The organism is Gordonia hirsuta DSM 44140 = NBRC 16056 (genome assembly GCF_000333015.1).
In the GTDB taxonomy this organism is placed as follows: Bacteria; Actinomycetota; Actinomycetes; order Mycobacteriales; family Mycobacteriaceae; genus Gordonia; species Gordonia hirsuta.
Genome location: NZ_BANT01000013.1, coordinates 25,963 through 44,306 on the forward strand (window position 1 = coordinate 25,963; position 18,344 = coordinate 44,306).

The following is an 18,344-nucleotide window of genomic DNA, read 5'->3' on the forward strand; positions in this document are numbered from 1 at the left end:
AGACCCATGGCACACCCTGCAGGCCCACGACACGCCGAGATCCTGGCTGCCCCGCAACTGGCGCAGCGGCCCAGCGATCCCGAGGCGATGGCCCAGATCCCGGCGAATGTGTTCCCCCGTAGTGCTTTCCGCAATGCCGACGGGGTGCTGGAGGTCGGTGGTGTCGCCGTCACCGAGCTCGCCGAGGACTATCAGACCCCGCTGTTCGTCTACGACGAGGACGATTTCCGGTCCCGGTGCGCGCAGATGCACGAGGCCTTCGGCCCCTACGGCCGTGTCCACTATGCGAGCAAGGCGTTCCTGTGCGGCGAGGTCGCCCGCTGGGTGCAGGACGAGGGACTGTCGCTGGACGTGTGCACCGGGGGAGAGCTGGCGCTGGCGCTGCATGCGGGTTTCCCGGCCGAGCGCATCGCCCTGCACGGCAACAACAAGAGCGAAGACGAACTGGACGCGGCGCTGGCGGCCGGTGTCGGTGACGTCGTACTCGATTCGATGGTCGAGATCGAGCGACTCGACCGGCTGGCCGGCGAGCGCGGGACGGTCGCCGATGTCCTGATCCGCATCACCCCGGGCGTCGAGGCGCACACGCACGAGTTCATCGCCACCGCGCACGAAGACCAGAAGTTCGGCTTCGCCATCGCCGGCGGCGCCGCGATGGAGGCGATCCGGGCGGTCTTTGCCACCGAGAACCTGCGCCTGGTGGGCCTGCACAGCCACATCGGCTCGCAGATCTTCGAGATCGACGGATTCGAGCTGGCCGCACACCGCGTCCTGGGCCTGCTGGCAGAGGTGGTCGAAGAGTTCGGGGTGGAGAAGACCAAGCAGATCGAACTGCTCGATCTGGGCGGCGGACTGGGCATCGCCTACCTGCCCGACGACGATCCGCTGCCGGTGAGCACGCTCGCGCAGGCCCTGGCACAGATCGTGCGCCGCGAGTCCGAGCAGCTGGGTCTGCCGATGCCCAAGATCGCCGTCGAACCGGGCCGGGCGATCGCCGGACCGGCAGGTATCACTCTGTATCGCGTCGGCACCATCAAGGACGTCGCCCTGGAGGGCAAGACCGCGCGGCGGTACGTCTCGGTTGACGGCGGGATGAGCGACAACATCCGCACCGTCCTGTACGACGCCGAATACGACGTCCGGCTCGTCTCCCGCACCTCCGAGGCCCAGGCCGTGGTGTGCCGCGTGGTCGGCAAGCACTGCGAAAGCGGCGATATCGTCGTACGCGACTGCTGGCTTCCGGCGGACCTTGCGCCGGGGGACCTGCTGGCCATCGGAGCCACCGGCGCCTACTGCTATTCCATGTCCAGCCGCTACAACCTGGTGCCGCGACCGGCGGTGGTGGCGGTCCAGGGTGGACGATCCCGCCCTATCCTGCGACGGGAGACCGTCGAGGACTTCCTGAGCCTGGAGGTAGTAAATGAGTGAGACCGCTGTGACCGCGGGGCGCCCCATCGGCGTCGCCGTGCTGGGGATGGGCAATGTGGGGGCCGAGGTGGTCCGCATCCTGACCGAGAACGCCGCCGACATCCAGGCCCGCGTCGGCGCCCCGGTGGTGTTGCGCGGGGTCGCGGTGCGGGATCTGTCCAAGACCCGTCCCGGCATCGATCCGGCCCTGCTGACCGCCGATCCGGCGACCCTGATCGCCCGCAAAGACGTGGATCTGGTGGTCGAGCTGATCGGTGGCATCGACCCGCCGCGCGCGCTGATCCTGGAAGCACTGGAGACCGGGAAGTCGGTGATCACCGCCAATAAGGCACTCATGGCGGCGCACGCCGGAGAGCTCTCGCAGGCCGCCGGCGCCAACGCGGTCGACCTGTACTTCGAGGCCGCCGTCGCCGGGGCGATCCCGGTGATCCGTCCGCTTACGCAGTCGCTGGCCGGTGACTCGGTGAACCGGGTGGCCGGCATCGTCAACGGCACCACCAACTACATCCTGTCCGAGATGGCCGAGACGGGCGCCGACTACGACGAGGTACTCGCCGAGGCCGGCCGGTTGGGTTACGCCGAGGCCGATCCCACCGCCGATGTCGAGGGCTACGACGCTGCCGCCAAGGCGGCCATCCTGGCTTCGATCGCCTTCCACACGCGAGTGACCGCCGACGATGTGTACCGCGAGGGCATCAGCGCGATCACCCCGGCAGATCTGGAGGCCGCGGCCAAGTTCGACTGCACGATCAAACTGCTGGCCATCTGTGAGCGCCTGACCGACGATGGCACCCAACGGATCTCGGCCCGGGTGTATCCGGCGCTGATTCCGCTGGAGCATCCGCTGGCAACGGTCAACGGTGCGTTCAACGCCGTGGTCGTCGAATCGGAGAACGCCGGCCGGCTGATGTTCTACGGCCAGGGTGCCGGCGGTGCCCCGACGGCCGCCGCGGTGATGGGCGATCTGGTGATGGCCGCCCGCAACCGTGTCTTCCGCGGCCGGGGCCCGCTGGAGTCGACCTATGCTTCGTTGCCGATCGCCACGATCGATGATGTCCAGACCCGCTATTACGTCTCGCTGAAGGTGGCCGACCGGCCCGGTGTGCTCGCGCAGATCGCCGGGGAGTTCGCCAAGAACGGGGTCAGCATCGCGGCGATGCGGCAGGAGGGCGCCGGCGACGAGGCGCGCCTGATCATCGTCACCCATCGTGCTTCCGACCAAGCACAGTCGGAAACCGTTGCCGCACTGGAAGAACTGGATGCCGTCACCAAGGTGTCCAGCGTACTTCGCCTGGAGGGAACCAATGACTGACACCCATACGCCGATCCACCGCGCCTGGCCCGGACTGATCGAGGCCTACCGCGACCGGCTGCCGGTCGCCGACGACTGGAAGGTCGTGACCCTCCTGGAGGGCGGTACGCCGTTGATCTCGGCGCCGTACCTGAGCGAGGTGACCGGTTGCGAGGTGTATCTGAAGGTCGAGGGCCTGAACCCGACCGGTTCGTTCAAGGACCGCGGAATGACCATGGCCGTGACCACCGCGGTCAACAACGGCAAGCGTGCGGTGCTGTGCGCATCGACCGGTAACACCTCGGCTTCGGCCGCGGCTTACGCCACCCGGGCCGGTATCACCAGTGCGGTGCTGATCCCCGAGGGCAAGATCGCGATGGGCAAACTCGCCCAGGCCGTTATGCACGGCGCCAAGGTGATCCAGGTGCAGGGCAACTTCGACGACTGTCTGGAACTGGCCCGCAAGGTCACCGCCGACTACCCGGAGATCGAACTGGTCAACTCGGTCAACCCGGCCCGGATCGAGGGGCAGAAGACCGCCTCGTTCGAGATCGTCGACGTGCTGGGCCGGGCACCGGATGTGCATGCGCTGCCGGTCGGCAACGCCGGCAACATCACGGCCTACTGGAAGGGCTACCGCGAGTACCACGCCGACGGAGTCATCGACGCGCTGCCGCGCATGCTCGGAGTGCAGGCCGCAGGGGCAGCCCCGCTGGTGCTGGGCGAACCGGTGGCCAACCCCGAGACGATCGCCACGGCGATCCGTATCGGCGCCCCGGCCAGCTGGAACCAGGCGGTGGCGGCCAAGGACGAGTCCGGCGGCATGTTCCGCGCGGCCACCGATGACAAGCTCCTGGAGGCCTACCGGCTGCTGGCCGGCAAGGTCGGCGTCTTCGTCGAACCGGCCTCCGCCGCGAGTGTGGCCGGATTGCTGGCCAGCCGGGAAGAGGGCTGGATCGAGCCGGGTTCGCTGGTGGTGTGCACCGTCACCGGCAACGGGCTCAAGGACCCCGATACCGCCCTGCGCGATCTGCCGCAGGTCGAGGCCATCGGTGTGGATCCCGTCGCTGTCGCCGACGCCCTCGGCGTCCGATAGTCGGTGGCCATGAACGCAACTCCCACCGCGCCGGCCGGCGCCCCCGATGCACAGCTGCGGCTGACGCCCGGCCAGCGCGTTCAGGTCCGGGTGCCGGCCTCGACGGCCAACCTCGGACCCGGGTTCGACTGTCTGGGCCTGGCACTGGGCATCTACGACACCATCGCGGCGACGGTGACCGAGGGCGATGTGGTCGTTGAGGCCACCGGTGAGGGTGCGCACGACGTGCCGCGCGACGGCACGCATCTGGTGGCACGCGCGCTGATCCGCGGCCTGCAGTACGCCGGCATCTCGGCGCCGGGTCTGCATCTGCACTGCACCAATATGATTCCGCACTCGCGGGGGCTGGGGTCCTCGGCGGCAGCGGTGGTCGGCGGCCTGGTCGCGGCCTCGGCGCTGATGGCTGCCGAGGGGCTCCGATCCGCCCTGAGCGAGACCGAGCTGGTGCAGCTGTCCGGGGAATTCGAGGGGCACCCCGACAATGCGGCAGCCAGTGTTCTCGGGGGCCCCGTGGTGACCTGGATGGACGGAGAGGGCGGCTACTTCGCCCGGCGGGTCCACCTGCATCCGGCGATCACCGCCACCGCCTTCGTGCCGCAGACCGAGTCGTCGACCGCGGTGACCCGGGGTCTGCTGCCGCATGATGTTCCGCGCGCCGACGCTGTGTTCAATCTGAGTCGATCGGCACTGGCCGTCGTCGCGCTGACTAGCGATCCGTCGTGCCTGTTCGATGCCACCGCCGACCGCCTGCATCAGGACTATCGCGCACCGGCCATGCCGCAGACACATGCGCTGGTGACCGAGCTGCGCAGCGGCGGTCACGCGGCGACCGTCTCGGGCGCCGGCCCCTCGGTGGTGGTCCTGGGAACCGAACCGCTGGGACAGGCCGAAGCCGAATCCGCCGCCGCAGCCGGGTTCACGATGACCCCGCTGGCCATCGGCGAGGGTGTCACAGTTCATACTTGATCGGGGCGGTGCTACACTTGCACTGTTCCGCCGCGAAGATTCTGTCCTCGCTTCTTCGTCGGGTCACCGACGCGGCCGCCTTCTCCCGATGTGGTGCGGCGCCAGCATGGGACCGATCGCGATCTTCTCGCCGCGGCAGAGCATTGAGTATCTCCACACCACTGGTCGACAGTGGTCCCGGCGGCCTCTGCCTCCGGGAACGAAAGGAAATCCGTGACCGATACGGACCTGCAGACCCCCGACACCGGCCAGCGTGGCCTGTCCGCCATGCTCCTGCCGCAGCTGCGCGGGCTCGCCGGTGAATTGGGTATCAAGGGCACCTCGGGGATGCGCAAGGGCGAGCTGATCGAGGCTATTCATGCGCACCAGCGAGGCGGCTCCGCCAAGCGCGAGGCACCGAAGACCGATGCCCCCACGGCGACCGAAGCCACGACGGAGGCCACCAAGACTCAGCCCGCCAAGGCCCAGTCCGCCAAGACGGAGCCGGCTAAGACCGGCGCGACCAAGGCCGAAGCGCCCGACGCCGAGTCGACCATCGCTGACGCGCCCAAGGCCCAGTCGGCCACCGCTGAGGCGCCCAAGGCCCAGTCGGCTAAGAGCGAGCCCGCTAAGACAGAGTCGGGCCAAGGCGATACGACTCGCGGTGGACAGGCTGCGGGCGAGAAGTCCGACGACCGGTCCGAGGGCGGGCGCAACCGGCGTTCCCGCGAAGGCGGCCGCGGCGACGGCGGTAAGAACCAGGGTGGCCAGAACCAGGGTGGCCAGAACCAGAACCAGGGCGGCCAGAACCAGGGCGAGGACGACGGCGAGGGCGGTTCGGGCCGCCGGCGCGGTCGCCGCCGTGAACGCAACCGGCGCAACCGGGACCGCAGCGACCACGGCGAGCCGCAACTCAACGAGGGCGATGTCGTCGCACCTGTGGCCGGCATCCTCGACGTGCTCGACAACTACGCTTTCGTGCGCACCTCCGGCTATCTGCCGGGGCCGGACGATGTCTACGTCTCGATGAACATGGTGCGCCGCTACGGTCTGCGCCGCGGCGACGCCATCACCGGAGCCGTCAAGGTGGCCCGCGAGGGCAGTGAGGGACAGCAGCAGTCCCACCAGCGGCAGAAGTTCAATCCGCTGGTGCGACTGGACACCGTCAACGGCGGCGATCCGGAACTGTCGCGTAAGCGCCCGGATTTCAACAAACTCACCCCGCTGTACCCGAACCAGCGACTGCGTCTGGAGACCACTCCGGACCGGCTGAGCACCCGGGTGATCGATCTGATCATGCCGATCGGCAAGGGGCAGCGTGCCCTGATCGTGTCGCCGCCCAAGGCCGGTAAGACCACGATCCTGCAGGACATCGCCAATGCGATCGCCACCAACAACCCCGAATGCCATCTGATGGTGGTGCTGGTGGACGAGCGGCCCGAAGAGGTCACCGACATGCAGCGCAGCGTCAAGGGCGAGGTGATCGCCTCGACCTTCGACCGGCCGCCGTCAGACCACACCACCGTCTCCGAACTCGCGATCGAGCGGGCCAAGCGTCTGGTGGAGCAGGGTAAGGACGTCGTGGTTCTGCTCGATTCGATCACCCGGCTGGGCCGGGCCTACAACAACGCCTCGCCGGCATCGGGACGGATCCTGTCCGGTGGTGTCGACTCGACCGCCCTGTACCCGCCCAAGCGCTTCCTTGGCGCCGCCCGCAACATCGAGAACGGCGGCTCGCTGACCATCATCGCCTCGGCACTGGTGGAGACCGGTTCCACCGGTGACACGGTGATCTTCGAAGAGTTCAAGGGCACCGGCAACGCCGAGCTCAAACTGGACCGGAAGATCTCCGAGCGTCGCGTCTTCCCGGCCGTCGACGTCAACCTGTCCAGTACCCGTAAGGACGAGTTGCTGCTCTCGCCGGACGAGTTCGCGATCGTGCACAAGCTGCGCCGGCTGCTCTCGGGCCTGGACAGCCAGCAGGCGATCGACCTGCTGGTCAAGCAGCTGAAGAAGACACGCAGTAACGTGGAGTTCCTGATGCAGGTGCAGGCGACGGCTCCGGGCGCGCTCGACGACAACGCCTGATCCGATCCGGCCGTGCCGGCCGCCGGAACGAGGTACGAGGGGAGAACCGATGACCGACCAGCCGTCCGCCGCCGGCGACGATCGGGACCTGCCCGAGGTGGTCTACCGCGTCGTGGACTCTCCCATCGGCGAGCTGTTCGTGGCCGCTACCCCGGTGGGGGTGGTGCGGGTGGCCTATGAGTGCGAAGACCGCGATGCGGTGCTCGCCGAACTGGCCGCCAAGATCTCGCCGCGCATCGTCGAAGACCCGCGGCGGCTGGATGCGGTCGCGCGGGAGCTGGACGAATACTTCGCCGGCCGGCGCCGGGAATTCATCATCCCGCTGGACTACTCGCTGACGTCGGGTTTCCGGGAGACCGTTCAGCGTTATCTGACGCAGATCGGTTACGGCCAGACCCGGACGTACAAGCGGATCGCCGAATACCTGGGCAATCCCGGTGCGGTGCGCGCGGTCGGCAGCGCCTGTGCCACCAATCCGCTGCCGCCGATGGTGCCCTGTCACCGGGTGCTGCGCACCGACGGTGGACTCGGCGGCTACCGCGGAGGCCTGGAGGCCAAGATCATGCTGCTGGACATGGAAGGCGGCGCGTGAGTGGCCCCGACCCTCTGGTGATCGGGGCCGACGGACTGGCCAGACCGGCCTGGGCCGCCGCAGACCCGTTGCTGCGCGACTACTACGACACCGAATGGGGCATGCCGGTCCGCGACGAACGCGGCATGTACGAGCGGTTGAGTCTGGAAGCTTTTCAGTCGGGGTTGTCGTGGGCGACGATCCTGCGCAAGCGCCCCGCCTTCCGCGCGGCGTTCGCCGGTTTCGATCCCGATGCCGTAGCCGCCTTCGCGGAGGCGGACGTGCAGCGGCTGCTGGCCGATGCCGGCATCGTCCGGAACCACAAGAAGATCCTCGCCGCGATCGGCAACGCCCGCGCGACCGTCGCGCTGCGTGAATCGGGGGGTCTGGCCGACTTCGTGTGGAGCTTTCAGCCGCCCACGACGCCCCGGCCGGTCACGGCGGACCAGGTGCCCACCAGCTCGCCAGAATCGACCGCATTGGCAAAAGCCCTGCGCAGCAGGGGTTTCACCTTCGTCGGACCGACGACGATGTACGCACTGATGGAAGCGGTCGGCATCGTCGACACCCATCTGCTCGGCTCGCACCGGCGCGGCAGTTCGGGCATCTGGCCGGACTGACCGCGGTCAGTACACGTCGCGCAGGTACCGGCCCTCGTCCCGCAGTTCGCCGACGCGGGCGCGGGCGGAGTCCTCGTCGTGCGGACCGTACTGGGCCAGGATGGCCACCAGTGCCTCCTCGACGCTGTTGGCCATCTCGTCGGCGTCCCCGCACACGTACAGCACGGCGCCGTCGCGCAGCCAGTGATAGATCTCTTCGCCGTGGCCGTCCATCAGGTGCTGGACATAGACCTTCTCCTCCTGTTCGCGAGAGAAGGCGACGTCGAGCCGGTCGATGACGCCGTCGGAGTGCAGTGCCGTGATCTCCTCGCGGTAGAGGAAATCCTGGTCACGGTGCCGGGCACCATGGAAGAGCCAGTTGCGGCCGCTGCCGCCGACGGTGGCCCGCTGGTGCAGGAACCCGCGGAACGGCGCGATCCCGGTACCCGGACCGATCATGATGATGTCGGTATCGGGTTCGGGCAGCCGGAACGACTTGTTCGGCGTCAGATAGATCCCCACCACGTCACCGGGCACGACACGATCTGCCAGGTAGGTCGAGGCCGCCCCGCCCCGGTCGCGGCCATCGCCCCATTCCGGTGTCGCCGGATGCCGCACGGTCGCGGGGGTCAGGTGCAGGGTGTCGGCGTGCACCTGCGGTGACGAGGAGATCGAATAGGTGCGTGCGGCCAGGGGACGCAGCTCGCCCAGCAGGGCTTCGGGGGTGGGGGACCAGTCCGGTTCCAGATTGAGCAGATCGAGCACATCGCGTCCGCGGGACCAGGCGTCGAGTGCACTGCGCTCACCGGCCAGCAGTTGCGCGGCCACCGGATTGTCCAGCGCCGTCGCCAGGTGGTCCAGCAGGTACTGGGAGACCGAGGTGATCTCGAACCCGTGCGTCAGCGCATTGGCCAGGGTCTGCGAGCCCTTGCGGTCGACGATCTCGGTATCGGCCGGCACACCGAGCCGCTCGATGATGGCCGCCACCAGGTGCGGGTCGTTGGTGGGCAGGACCGAAACCGCGTCGCCCGGCTGATACTCGAGCCCCGAGTCGGCGATGTCGAGCACCAGGTGCCGCACCTCCTTCAGGCTCTGGGCCGAGGTGAGCAGATTGTTCTCGATGACCCGCGCCTGGAACGGATTGCGCCGGGACCAGCGCGGCTTACGGGCGGCGCGAGGGCGGGTGGCATCGTCGGTCATCGGTGTGTTCTCCTCGGCGGGAATCCTCGGCGGGCGACAGGGCAACGGGTGCGATCTGCAGGTTTCAGAATAGTCTCGCCGCCGGCGATTTAGCGGCTGGGGTCGGGCTGTGGAATAATTGACCGGTCAGTCCGGTTCCGGTTCACATCGAGGCCCTCCGCCCGATGACCCGGCGACCACAGAGATTAAGGACCCCCGATATGAAGCAGGATCTGCACCCCGCCTACGAGGCGACCACCGTCGTCTGCGGTTGCGGCAACACCTTCGAGACCCGCAGCACCGCCAAGAACGGCCGGATCAACGTCGAAGTCTGCTCGCAGTGCCACCCGTTCTACACGGGCAAGCAGAAGCTGCTCGACACCGGCGGTCGCGTCGCCCGCTTCGAGAAGCGGTACGGCAAGCGCACCAAGTAGCTTTCCCACGGCGCCCGGCTTTCGATCGAACCACGATCGCAGCCGGGCGCCGTTGGTTTACCCCCACCCCGTTGTCCGATTTCCCTCCCCGAATTTCCCTCCCCGAAGCAATCCCCCGGAAGTGAGCGTCAGGTGACCAGGCAGGCATCCGCGATCGACGACATCCTCGCCGAACACGCCGGACTGGAACAGCAGCTGTCGGACCCGTCGCTGCACGACGATCCCGCAAACGCACGCCGCGTCGGCAAGCGGTTCGCCGAGCTGGCTCCGATCATGTCGACCTACACCAAGCTGAACGCCGCCCGCGAGGATCTGGCCGCCGCCCAGGAACTGGCGCAGTCCGACCCGGGGTTCGCCGAGGAGGTGCCCGCACTCCAGTCCAGCGTCGACGAGCTCGACGCAATCCTGACCGATCTGCTGGCCCCGCGCGATGAACACGACGGTGACGATGTGGTGCTGGAGGTCAAATCCGGCGCCGGCGGTGAGGAATCGGCGCTGTTCGCCGCCGACCTGGTGCGGATGTACCTCAAGTACTGTGAACGACGCGGCTGGAAGGCCACCGTCCTGGGCGTCACCGAATCGGATCTGGGCGGCTACAAGGACGCCACCGTCTCGATCAAAGCGCGTGAAGCCGGCCGCGACGGGGTGTGGTCGCGACTGAAGTTCGAGGGCGGCGTGCACCGCGTGCAGCGGGTGCCGGTCACCGAATCGCAGGGCCGGATCCACACGTCGGCCGCCGGGGTCCTGATCTACCCCGAACCCGACGAGATCAACGAGATCGCGATCGACGACGCCGATCTGCGCGTGGACGTCTATCGCAGCTCCGGGAAGGGCGGCCAGGGCGTCAACACCACCGACTCGGCGGTGCGCCTGACGCACCTGCCGACCGGAATCGTGGTGACCTGCCAGAACGAGCGGTCACAGTTGCAGAACAAGGCGCGCGCCATGCAGGTGCTCGCCGCACGGCTGCAGGCCGCCGCCAAAGAAGAGGCCGAGGCCGAGGCGGCGGCCGGCCGGGCGGCGCAGATCCGCACCGTCGACCGGTCCGAACGGATCCGCACCTACAACTTCCCGGAGAACCGGATCACCGATCACCGTATCGGGTACAAGGCCAACAACCTCGACGCCGTCTTGGCCGGTGAGATGGAGTCGCTGCTGGATGCGCTCGTCGAAGCCGATAAGCAGGCCCGCCTCGAGCAGCAGTGACCGCTCGGGTCAGCGCCACTGATCTGCGCGCGGCCGGCGCCCGCACCCTGGCGGCGGTCGACATTGACTCGGCCGCCGGTGATGCCGGATGGCTCCTGGCGCACGTGCTCAAGGTGGAACCGGGCCGGTTGCTGCTGGTCGACGCCGTCGACGAGGCGGACCGCGTCCGGTACGCGGAGCTGATCTCGCGCCGGGCCGAGCGGGTCCCGCTGCAGCACCTGACCGGCGAAGCGTCCTTCGCCGGGATCGAGCTGGCGGTCGGGCCGGGGGTGTTCGTCCCTCGCCCGGAGACCGAACTGCTGGTCGAATGGGCGATCGGAGCGGCCGCCGCGACAAGGCCCGGCCCACTGCGGGTCGTGGATCTGTGTTCGGGCAGCGGCGCCCTGGCCATCGCGATCGCCGCCGCAGTCCCGCGCGCCGAGGTGATTGCCGTGGAGCTGTCCGCCCAGGCACTGGACTATCTGCGCAGAAACGTCGCCGCACAGTCCGAGCCGGTGGGCCGCCGGATCCAGGTGCTGGCCGGTGATGTCACCGACCCGGAACTGTGGGGTCGGATCGGACCGGCCGATCTGGTCGTGAGCAACCCGCCCTATGTTCCGGCCGCGGCACCGGTGAGCCCGGAGGTGGCGCACGATCCGGCCGACGCGGTGTTCTCCGGCGCCGACGGCATGGATCTGATCTCGGCCATGGTGCCGTTCATCGCGACGGCGCTGGTCCCCGGCGGCTCGGTGGCGGTGGAGCACGATGACACCACCGCTGAACAGAGCGTGACGACCTTCACCGATCAGGGGGTTTTCGCCGAGGTGGCCAGCCGCCGCGATCTGGCCGGGCGCCCGCGTTTCGTTACCGCGACCCGGGCCGGCGGGCCGGGCGTGCAAGGATGGACTGCGTGAGCGCCGTCTACGACTGCAGTGACCCTCAGGAACGAGCGGCCGGACTGCACGCGGCGGTAGGTGCCGCGCGCGGCGGCCGACTGGTGGTGCTGCCCACCGACACCCTGTACGGGCTGGGCTGCGATGCCTTCGACTCGGAAGCGGTCGCGGCCCTGCTGGCCGCCAAGCACCGTGGCCGAGATATGCCGGTGCCGGTCCTGGTCGGTTCCTGGCACACCATCGACGGTCTGGTCCGCCGCGTCGGACCGCAGGCCCGGGACCTGGTCCAGGCCTTCTGGCCCGGCGGTCTGAGCCTGGTGGTCGAACAGGCGCCGTCGCTGGCCTGGGACTTGGGCGACACCGACGGGACCGTGATGCTGAGGATGCCGTTGCATCCGGTGGCTATCGAGGTGCTGCGCGAGGTCGGGCCGATGGCAGTCTCCAGCGCCAACGTCTCCGGCGCCCGTCCGGCCGCGACCGTTGAGCAGGCACGTGAACAACTGGGTGATTCGGTGGCGGTCTACCTCGACGGCGGACCGGCCGATCATGCGGTGGCCTCGACGATCGTCGACCTGACCGGTGAGACGCCGCTGATCCTGCGCGAGGGCGCGGTGTCGGTCGAGGAGATCTCCGAGGTCTTGGATCTGGAGCCCGAGGAACTGCGGAGACCGGGATGAGTCTCCTGGACCCCGAGGTGCTGCGCGCCGCCGACCCGCAGATGGCAGCTCTGATCTCCCGTGAGGAGACGCGTCGCAGCCGCGGTCTACAGCTGCTGGCCGCCGAATCGACGGCGTCGCCGGCGGTGCGCGCGGTGCTCGGTTCGGTGCTCTCGGACAAGTACGCCGAGGGCTACCCGGAGCGGCGCTTCCACGGCGGCTGCGAGGTGGTCGACGAGGTGGAGGAACTCGCGCGGGCGCGCGCCCGGGACCTGTTCGGCGCGCAGTACGCCAATGTGCAGCCGCTGTCGTGGGTCCTGGCGAATCTGGCCGTGCTGGCAGCGTTCGCCCAGCCGGGGGATCAGTTGCTGTCGCTGAGCCTGCGGCACGGCGGGCATCAGACGCACGGTTCTCGCGCCAACTCCTCGGGCCGGTGGTTCAGCGTCGTCAACTACGGGGTCCGTCGCGACACCGAACAGGTCGACTACGACCGCATTCACGAGCTGGCCATGCTGCACCGTCCGCGCATCCTGGTCGCCGGCGGCACCGCCTACACCCGCACCTGGGATCTGCCGCGCCTGCGGGCCATCGCCGACGAGGCCGAGTGCATCCTGTGGGTCGACGCCGCCCATCTGGCCGGTCTGGTGGCCGGGGGAGTGCTCGAATCGCCGGTGCCGTATGCCGATGTGGTGACCGTGGCCACCAACAAGGTGATGCGCGGACCGCGCGGTGGCCTGTTGCTGGCCCGCGCCGAACACGGGGCCGCCCTCGATCGCGCCGTCTACCCGTTCCTGCAGGGCGCCCCGCCGATGCATGCCATCGGTGCCAAGGCCGTCGCCTTCGCCGAATCGGCCACCCCGCAGTACCGGGACTACGCCGGGCAGGTGGCGGCCGTCGCACGCACCCTGACCGATGCGCTGGCCGCCCGGGGGCTGCGGCCGATCGGCGGCGGCACCGACCTGCACCTGGGAGTCGTGGAAGTGACGTCGCTGGGAGTGAGTGGGCGGCTGGCCGCCGACCGGCTGGCGGCCACCGGGATCATCGTCGACAAGGCCGTGACCCCCTTCGATACCGCCGATGTGGCGGCGGGCTCGGCCATCAGGTACGGCACCGCGGCCGCCGTCGTCGGCGGCCTGACGGTTGCGCAGGTTCCTGCCGTCGCCGATCTGATGGTCGCCGCGATGACCACACCCGTCGACGATACGGCGCGACACGTCGCCTTGGCGCGTGAGGTCGATGACCTGGTCGCCGGGTAGCGTGACGGGAGTGATGGGACCGGGATTCGAGGGCCGCGTCGACGCGATCGACCTGCTGGCTTTCGAATCCTCGGCCGGCGCCGGTGTTCCGCTGCGCGAACTGGCGCTGGTGGGACTCACCGCAGCCGGCATCACCTACCTGATCACCGCACTGGTGCGCGTGTTCGCCGTGCGTGCCGGGGCGGTGGCGGTGCCCCGCGAACGCGATGTGCACGTGATCCCGACACCACGGTTGGGCGGGGTCGGCATGTATGTCGGCGTGGTCAGCGCGATCGCGCTGGCCGCCCAGTTGCCGGCGCTGAACCGCGGTTTCGCCTACACCCCCGATATGACCGCCGTGGTCACCGCCGGCCTGGTGATCGTGCTGGTCGGGGTGATCGACGACCGGTGGGGCCTGGATGCGCTGACCAAATTCGCCGGGCAGGTGACCGCCGCCGGAGTTCTGGTCCTGATGGGGGTCAGCTGGTATCTGCTCTACGTCCCGTTCGCCGATATCGGCACCGTCGTCCTCGATCCGCTGCAGGCTGGGCTGCTGACCGTCCTGATCACGGTCACCACGATCAACGCCATCAACTTCGTCGACGGCCTCGACGGTCTGGCAGCCGGTCTGGGCCTGATCGCGGCCCTGGCCATCCTGGTCTTCTCCCTGGGGCTGCTGCACGATCAGGGCGGCGACGTCAGCTACTATCCGCCGGCCCTGATCACCACCGCACTGGCCGGGGCCTGCCTGGGGTTCTTACCGCACAACTTCTCGCCGGCGCGGATCTTCATGGGGGACTCCGGGGCGATGCTGATCGGTCTGATGCTGGCGGCGGCCTCGACCAGTGCTTCGGGGCGACCGGCGCGCAGCGCCTACGGCACCGCGGACATGTTCACCCTGCTGTCGCCGTTGATCCTGGTCGCCGCGGTCGTCTTCATCCCATTGCTGGATATGGTCCTGGCCGTGATCCGGCGGACCCGGGCCGGTGTCGGTTTCGCCACCCCGGACAAGATGCATCTGCACCACCGGCTGCTGGAGCTCGGGCATTCTCAGCGTCGCGTCGCCCTCCTGATCTACCTGTGGGTCGGACTGTTGGCGCTGTCGGTGGCCGCGTGCACGCTCTTCTCTCCGCTGGCGGTGGCACCCTTCTTCGTGATCGCCCTGCTGGTGGCTCTGGCCGCCACCTTCGCGCCGGAGGTCAACCGGCGCAGACGGGCGCAGGCCGAAGGTGACCAGGCGCTGCTCACTCGCTAGCCTGGTCGGCGTGTCCTCCAACGGCGAACTCCACGACCAGACCTCCGGCGACCAGTCCTCCGGCGGTGAGGTGGGCGCGACGGTCTACGATTCGCTCGCGCCACTGAAGAACGGGTTGCGCTACGGGCTGCTCGGCCTGCTGGCGCTGACGGCGGTCGGGCTGGCCATCTGGGGGCCCTACAAGGGCTTGCCCGGCGTCTGGGGTGTGCTGGTCGGTGCCGGCGTGGGCGGCAGTTTCATCCTGCTCACCGTCATCACGATCATGGCCACCGCCAAACTGCCGCCGTCGATGACGATGGCCGCGGTGATGGGGTCGTGGTTCCTGAAGATGGTCGTGGTGCTCGTGGTGATGGCGATTCTGGGCAACATGGATTTCTATGCCAAGGGCGCGCTGGTCAGCATGCTCATCGGTGCCATCGTCGCGGTGCTCGGCTCGGAGGTGTGGGGAGTCCTCACCACCAAGACGCCGTACATCGACGACGTCGACTGACCGGTCTCGTGCGGCGGGGGAGCGGCCGACACCAGTGCTACGTCGGGGACGACACGGCCGCCTCGAGAACGTGACCAGTCCCATAGTTCGGGCGCTGACCTGCTACTACGGTCGATAGTACCGCTGCACCGAGCGGTTCGGCGGTAACGGATTCGGCCCTGATTCGTTGCGGAGGGTAACCACTTGATAAAGTTCTCACCGCACGACAACTGCGAACGCGGCACTCACGAGGGTCGCTGATCTCCGGCTGTGACCGCCGGGACCGCGGATGCGTGCTCGCACAGATTGCCGATCGGACCGCGGGTTGGATTGACTCGCAGGTCCCGAACACGGGAGAGAACGCTGAGCGTCATCCTTGCCGCCGTCGAGCACGGTGCCGTGCTCGCCGCCGACGAATTCCATACGCCGAGCCTGAGTGACTTCTTCCCCGAGGCGGTGCTCTTCAAGGATTCGCCGTACTTCCAGCTGAACCGCATCACCATCATGCGCGTCGCGATCGCGGTGCTGGTCGCTGCGGTCTTCGCACTCGGGATGCGCAACGCGAAGCTTGTTCCGCGCGGCCTGCAGAGCGTCGTGGAGAGCATGCTCGACTTCGTTCGGGTGAACATCGCCGAAGAGATCCTGGGTAAGGAGAACGGCCGCAAGTACATGGTCCTGATCTCGTCGATCTTCTTCGCGACCGTCTTCCTGAACCTGCCGTCGATCATCCCGTTCCTCAACATCTCCCCGAACGCCCGGATCGGTATGCCGATCGTCATGGCTGCCGCGGCCTACATCGCCTATGTCGGTGTCGGTATGCGCAAATACGGCGTCTTCGGTTTCATCAAGTCCTCGATCGTGATCCCGGGTGTGCCGATGGCCATCCAGCCGCTGCTGATCCCGATCGAATTCGTCTCGACCTTCATCCTGCGGCCGTTCACGCTGACGGTGCGACTCATGGCCAACATGCTGGCCGGTCACATCATGCTGGTGCTGTTCTTCGCCGCCACCCAGTACTTCCTGTTCAGTGGCACCTGGCACGTGGTCTTCGCGCCTTTCTCACTGATCGCAGGCATCGGCTTCACCTTCTTCGAGCTGATGATCATCGTGCTGCAGGCCTACATCTTCGCGCTGCTGACGGCGGTCTACATCGACCTGTCGCTGCACGCTGACCAGCACTGACCGACCAACCGCACACCACACAGACTGACTCACTCGTCCGCCCGGGCGGGGAGCCACCAAGAAAGAAAAGGGAATCGCAAGATGAGCTACATCGCCCAGACTCTCGCCGACACCACCACGACCTTCGAAGGTTCCGGCTTCGGTGCCATCGGTTACGGCCTGGCCGCCATCGGCCCGGGCATCGGCGTGGGCATCGTGGCCGGCAAGGCCATCGAAGGTATCGCCCGCCAGCCCGAGCTCGCCGGCCAAATCCGCACCACCATGTTCCTCGGTATCGCACTGTCCGAGGCACTGGCGCTGATCGGTATCGTCGTCGGCTTCATCTTCTGATCTGAGCGGACGACATGATCAACACCACTGAGCTCATCTACCTGGCCGCCGGGGACGAGGACCAGAACCCTCTGCTTCCGGCGTGGTACGACATCATCTGGTCGTTGGTCGCCTTCGCCGTCGTTATCTTCGTCTTCTGGAAGTACGTGATCCCGCAGTACCAGAAGATGCTCGATGAGCGTCGCGACACCATCGAAGGCGGCATCGAACGTGCCGAGGCGGCACAGGCCGAAGCGAATGCGGCCCTGCTGGCCTACCGTGAGCAGCTCGCGGGTGCTCGGGAAGAGGCCGCAGGTATCCGTGATGAGGCGCGCCAGCAGGGCACGCAGATCATCAACGCGATGAAGGTCCAGGCCACCGAGGAAAGCGACCGGATCATCGCCAACGGTGCGGCCCAGCTGGCCGCCCAGCGGCAGCAGGTCGTCGCCGAACTGCGCAGCGATGTGGGCCGCCTGTCGGTCGACCTCGCCGAGAAGCTGGTCGCCAGCGACCTGTCGGACACTGCGAAGCAGGCCGGCACCGTCGACCGGTTCCTTGCCGAACTCGACGACGCCAACCTCGGCGCGAAGTAAGTCCCCGATGATGACCGAGTCAGGTGCAGGGCGGCGAAGCGATCTTCGCCGCACCTGTGACCGTCTCGGACGTGCCACGCCACAAGAAGGAATGTAGGTACATGTACGCAGCGTCAAGCCGCGAAGCCCTCGAGGGCGCACGCGTCGAACTCGAAGCCGCCCTGCGCGGTGTCGATGCCGACGCCGAAATCGCCATCGGGACCGAACTGCTGTCGGTCGCCGAGACCGTGGCCGACAATCGGGCGCTGCGGGCAGCGCTCGCGGACTCGTCGGCCGCCCCGGGCTCCCGGGCTGCGGTTGCCGAATCCGTGCTGGCCGGCAAGGTCCACGAGATCACGCGGGCGACCGTGGCTTCGGCCGCGGCACGTTCCTGGTCCAAGGACAGCGACCTGTCCGCGGCACTGCAGTCGCTCGGCCGCGAGGCCATGCTGCAGTCGGCCAAGCGTCAGGACAAGCTGGACAAGGTCGAGGCCGAGCTGTTCCGTCTAGGCACCATCATCAAGGACAGCCCGGAGTTGGAACTGGCCCTCTCGGACCGGTCTCGGTCGGGGCAGGATCGGGCAGAACTGCTCACCAGGCTCATCACCGGCAAGGTGGAGCCCGTCACCGAGCGTCTGGCAGTCCAGGCCGTCGTCGTCGACCAGCTCGCCCCCGGCGATGCGATCGACCAGCTCTCGGCACTGGCCGCGGCCACCAACGGCCGTAAGGTCGCGTATGTGGCCTCGGCCGGCGAACTGTCTGCAGCACAGCGCACGGAGTTGGCCGAGAAGCTGTCCCGGATCTTCGACGCGCCGGTCACCCTGCACGTCGAAATCGATCCCGAGCTCCTCGGTGGCGTCGTCGTCCGGGTGGGCGACGAGCGTATCGACGGAAGCATCGCCGGCAAGCTCGCGGCACTGCGCCGCAGCCTGCGGTGACCACCCAAGCAATAACGAT

Annotated in this window: 19 protein-coding genes; 18 read left to right on the top strand and 1 reads right to left on the bottom strand. The window is 68.1% G+C overall.

The genetic code is table 11. The features are described from left to right. Positions 1-6: 6 nt before the first annotated feature. The 7 genes from lysA (at position 7) to GOHSU_RS04930 (ending at position 8,039) form a co-directional block, all read left to right on the top strand. Positions 7-1,428 carry a diaminopimelate decarboxylase gene (gene lysA / locus GOHSU_RS04900; RefSeq protein WP_024332503.1) on the top strand — a complete coding sequence of 474 codons (1,422 nt, stop codon included), beginning with the start codon at positions 7-9 and terminating at the stop codon, positions 1,426-1,428. After that, on the top strand, positions 1,421-2,740 hold the full coding sequence (locus GOHSU_RS04905) for a homoserine dehydrogenase (RefSeq protein ID WP_005937717.1): 1,320 nt from the start codon (positions 1,421-1,423) through the stop codon (positions 2,738-2,740). The genes lysA and GOHSU_RS04905 overlap by 8 nt, the downstream gene beginning before the upstream one ends. Continuing rightward, complete coding sequence (gene thrC, locus GOHSU_RS04910) at positions 2,733-3,815, top strand: threonine synthase (RefSeq protein WP_005937720.1); 1,083 nt, start codon at positions 2,733-2,735, stop codon at positions 3,813-3,815. The genes GOHSU_RS04905 and thrC overlap by 8 nt, the downstream gene beginning before the upstream one ends. A gap of 9 nt (positions 3,816-3,824) precedes the next feature. Continuing rightward, the gene (thrB, locus tag GOHSU_RS04915; protein WP_005937723.1) at positions 3,825-4,781 is read left to right on the top strand and encodes a homoserine kinase; all 957 of its coding nucleotides are present in this window, start codon (positions 3,825-3,827) and stop codon (positions 4,779-4,781) included. Between the two features lie 267 nt (positions 4,782-5,048). Further along, complete coding sequence (gene rho / locus GOHSU_RS04920; RefSeq protein WP_081597720.1) at positions 5,049-6,848, top strand: transcription termination factor Rho; 1,800 nt, start codon at positions 5,049-5,051, stop codon at positions 6,846-6,848. Positions 6,849-6,897: 49 nt separating this feature from the next. Then, on the top strand, positions 6,898-7,440 hold the full coding sequence (locus GOHSU_RS04925; protein WP_005937728.1) for a methylated-DNA--[protein]-cysteine S-methyltransferase: 543 nt from the start codon (positions 6,898-6,900) through the stop codon (positions 7,438-7,440). After that, positions 7,437-8,039: a DNA-3-methyladenine glycosylase I gene (locus tag GOHSU_RS04930; protein ID WP_005937732.1), complete on the top strand. Its 603-nt coding sequence runs from the start codon at positions 7,437-7,439 to the stop codon at positions 8,037-8,039. The genes GOHSU_RS04925 and GOHSU_RS04930 overlap by 4 nt, the downstream gene beginning before the upstream one ends. Before the next feature lie 6 nt (positions 8,040-8,045). Here GOHSU_RS04930 and GOHSU_RS04935 read toward each other — a convergent pair whose 3' ends face one another. Continuing rightward, a complete protein-coding gene (locus GOHSU_RS04935; protein ID WP_005937735.1) occupies positions 8,046-9,218 on the bottom strand; it encodes a diflavin oxidoreductase in 1,173 nt (390 codons plus the stop codon). Between the two features lie 200 nt (positions 9,219-9,418). On the opposite strand from GOHSU_RS04935, the gene rpmE reads away from it, so the two are divergent. The 11 genes from rpmE to GOHSU_RS04990 all read left to right on the top strand — a co-directional run bounded on the left by rpmE (position 9,419) and on the right by GOHSU_RS04990 (position 18,325). Then, positions 9,419-9,631, top strand: a complete 213-nt coding sequence (gene rpmE, locus GOHSU_RS04940; protein ID WP_005937739.1) for a 50S ribosomal protein L31 — start codon at positions 9,419-9,421, stop codon at positions 9,629-9,631. Between the two features lie 132 nt (positions 9,632-9,763). Then, positions 9,764-10,837, top strand: coding sequence for a peptide chain release factor 1 (gene prfA / locus GOHSU_RS04945; protein ID WP_005937743.1), 1,074 nt, complete (start codon positions 9,764-9,766; stop codon positions 10,835-10,837). Then, positions 10,834-11,730 carry a peptide chain release factor N(5)-glutamine methyltransferase gene (gene prmC, locus GOHSU_RS04950; RefSeq protein WP_005937746.1) on the top strand — a complete coding sequence of 299 codons (897 nt, stop codon included), beginning with the start codon at positions 10,834-10,836 and terminating at the stop codon, positions 11,728-11,730. The genes prfA and prmC overlap by 4 nt, the downstream gene beginning before the upstream one ends. Then, positions 11,727-12,386, top strand: coding sequence for an L-threonylcarbamoyladenylate synthase (locus GOHSU_RS04955; RefSeq protein ID WP_005937749.1), 660 nt, complete (start codon positions 11,727-11,729; stop codon positions 12,384-12,386). Before prmC ends, GOHSU_RS04955 begins: the two co-directional genes overlap by 4 nt. Continuing rightward, complete coding sequence (gene glyA / locus GOHSU_RS04960; protein WP_005937753.1) at positions 12,383-13,621, top strand: serine hydroxymethyltransferase; 1,239 nt, start codon at positions 12,383-12,385, stop codon at positions 13,619-13,621. Before GOHSU_RS04955 ends, glyA begins: the two co-directional genes overlap by 4 nt. Positions 13,622-13,634: 13 nt before the next feature. Further along, positions 13,635-14,855 carry a glycosyltransferase family 4 protein gene (locus tag GOHSU_RS04965; protein WP_005937756.1) on the top strand — a complete coding sequence of 407 codons (1,221 nt, stop codon included), beginning with the start codon at positions 13,635-13,637 and terminating at the stop codon, positions 14,853-14,855. A 10-nt stretch (positions 14,856-14,865) separates the two neighbouring features. After that, a complete protein-coding gene (locus GOHSU_RS04970) occupies positions 14,866-15,345 on the top strand; it encodes a Cg1360 family ATP-synthase-associated protein (RefSeq protein ID WP_005937758.1) in 480 nt (159 codons plus the stop codon). 309 nt (positions 15,346-15,654) lie between these two features. Continuing rightward, positions 15,655-16,506: a F0F1 ATP synthase subunit A gene (gene atpB / locus GOHSU_RS04975; protein WP_428829732.1), complete on the top strand. Its 852-nt coding sequence runs from the start codon at positions 15,655-15,657 to the stop codon at positions 16,504-16,506. Between the two features lie 81 nt (positions 16,507-16,587). Beyond that, a complete protein-coding gene (locus GOHSU_RS04980; protein WP_005937765.1) occupies positions 16,588-16,836 on the top strand; it encodes an ATP synthase F0 subunit C in 249 nt (82 codons plus the stop codon). 14 nt (positions 16,837-16,850) lie between these two features. Beyond that, positions 16,851-17,408, top strand: coding sequence for a F0F1 ATP synthase subunit B (locus tag GOHSU_RS04985; RefSeq protein ID WP_005937768.1), 558 nt, complete (start codon positions 16,851-16,853; stop codon positions 17,406-17,408). A 101-nt stretch (positions 17,409-17,509) separates the two neighbouring features. Next, the gene (locus GOHSU_RS04990; RefSeq protein ID WP_024332505.1) at positions 17,510-18,325 is read left to right on the top strand and encodes a F0F1 ATP synthase subunit delta; all 816 of its coding nucleotides are present in this window, start codon (positions 17,510-17,512) and stop codon (positions 18,323-18,325) included. Positions 18,326-18,344 lie beyond the last annotated feature (19 nt).

Excerpts from the sequence above, each read along its gene's own strand:
- lysA (WP_024332503.1), top strand. The coding sequence starts at position 7 with ATGGCACACCCTGCAGGCCCACGACACGCCGAGATCCTGGCTGCCCCG.
- thrC (WP_005937720.1), top strand. The coding sequence starts at position 2,733 with ATGACTGACACCCATACGCCGATCCACCGCGCCTGGCCCGGACTGATC.
- GOHSU_RS04925 (WP_005937728.1), top strand. The coding sequence starts at position 6,898 with ATGACCGACCAGCCGTCCGCCGCCGGCGACGATCGGGACCTGCCCGAG.
- GOHSU_RS04980 (WP_005937765.1), top strand. The coding sequence starts at position 16,588 with ATGAGCTACATCGCCCAGACTCTCGCCGACACCACCACGACCTTCGAA.
- GOHSU_RS04935 (WP_005937735.1), bottom strand. The coding sequence starts at position 9,218 with ATGACCGACGATGCCACCCGCCCTCGCGCCGCCCGTAAGCCGCGCTGG.
- GOHSU_RS04985 (WP_005937768.1), top strand. The coding sequence starts at position 16,851 with ATGATCAACACCACTGAGCTCATCTACCTGGCCGCCGGGGACGAGGAC.
- glyA (WP_005937753.1), top strand. The coding sequence starts at position 12,383 with ATGAGTCTCCTGGACCCCGAGGTGCTGCGCGCCGCCGACCCGCAGATG.
- GOHSU_RS04990 (WP_024332505.1), top strand. The coding sequence starts at position 17,510 with ATGTACGCAGCGTCAAGCCGCGAAGCCCTCGAGGGCGCACGCGTCGAA.
- GOHSU_RS04905 (WP_005937717.1), top strand. The coding sequence starts at position 1,421 with ATGAGTGAGACCGCTGTGACCGCGGGGCGCCCCATCGGCGTCGCCGTG.
- rho (WP_081597720.1), top strand. The coding sequence starts at position 5,049 with ATGCTCCTGCCGCAGCTGCGCGGGCTCGCCGGTGAATTGGGTATCAAG.
- thrB (WP_005937723.1), top strand. The coding sequence starts at position 3,825 with ATGAACGCAACTCCCACCGCGCCGGCCGGCGCCCCCGATGCACAGCTG.
- GOHSU_RS04965 (WP_005937756.1), top strand. The coding sequence starts at position 13,635 with ATGGGACCGGGATTCGAGGGCCGCGTCGACGCGATCGACCTGCTGGCT.
- rpmE (WP_005937739.1), top strand. The coding sequence starts at position 9,419 with ATGAAGCAGGATCTGCACCCCGCCTACGAGGCGACCACCGTCGTCTGC.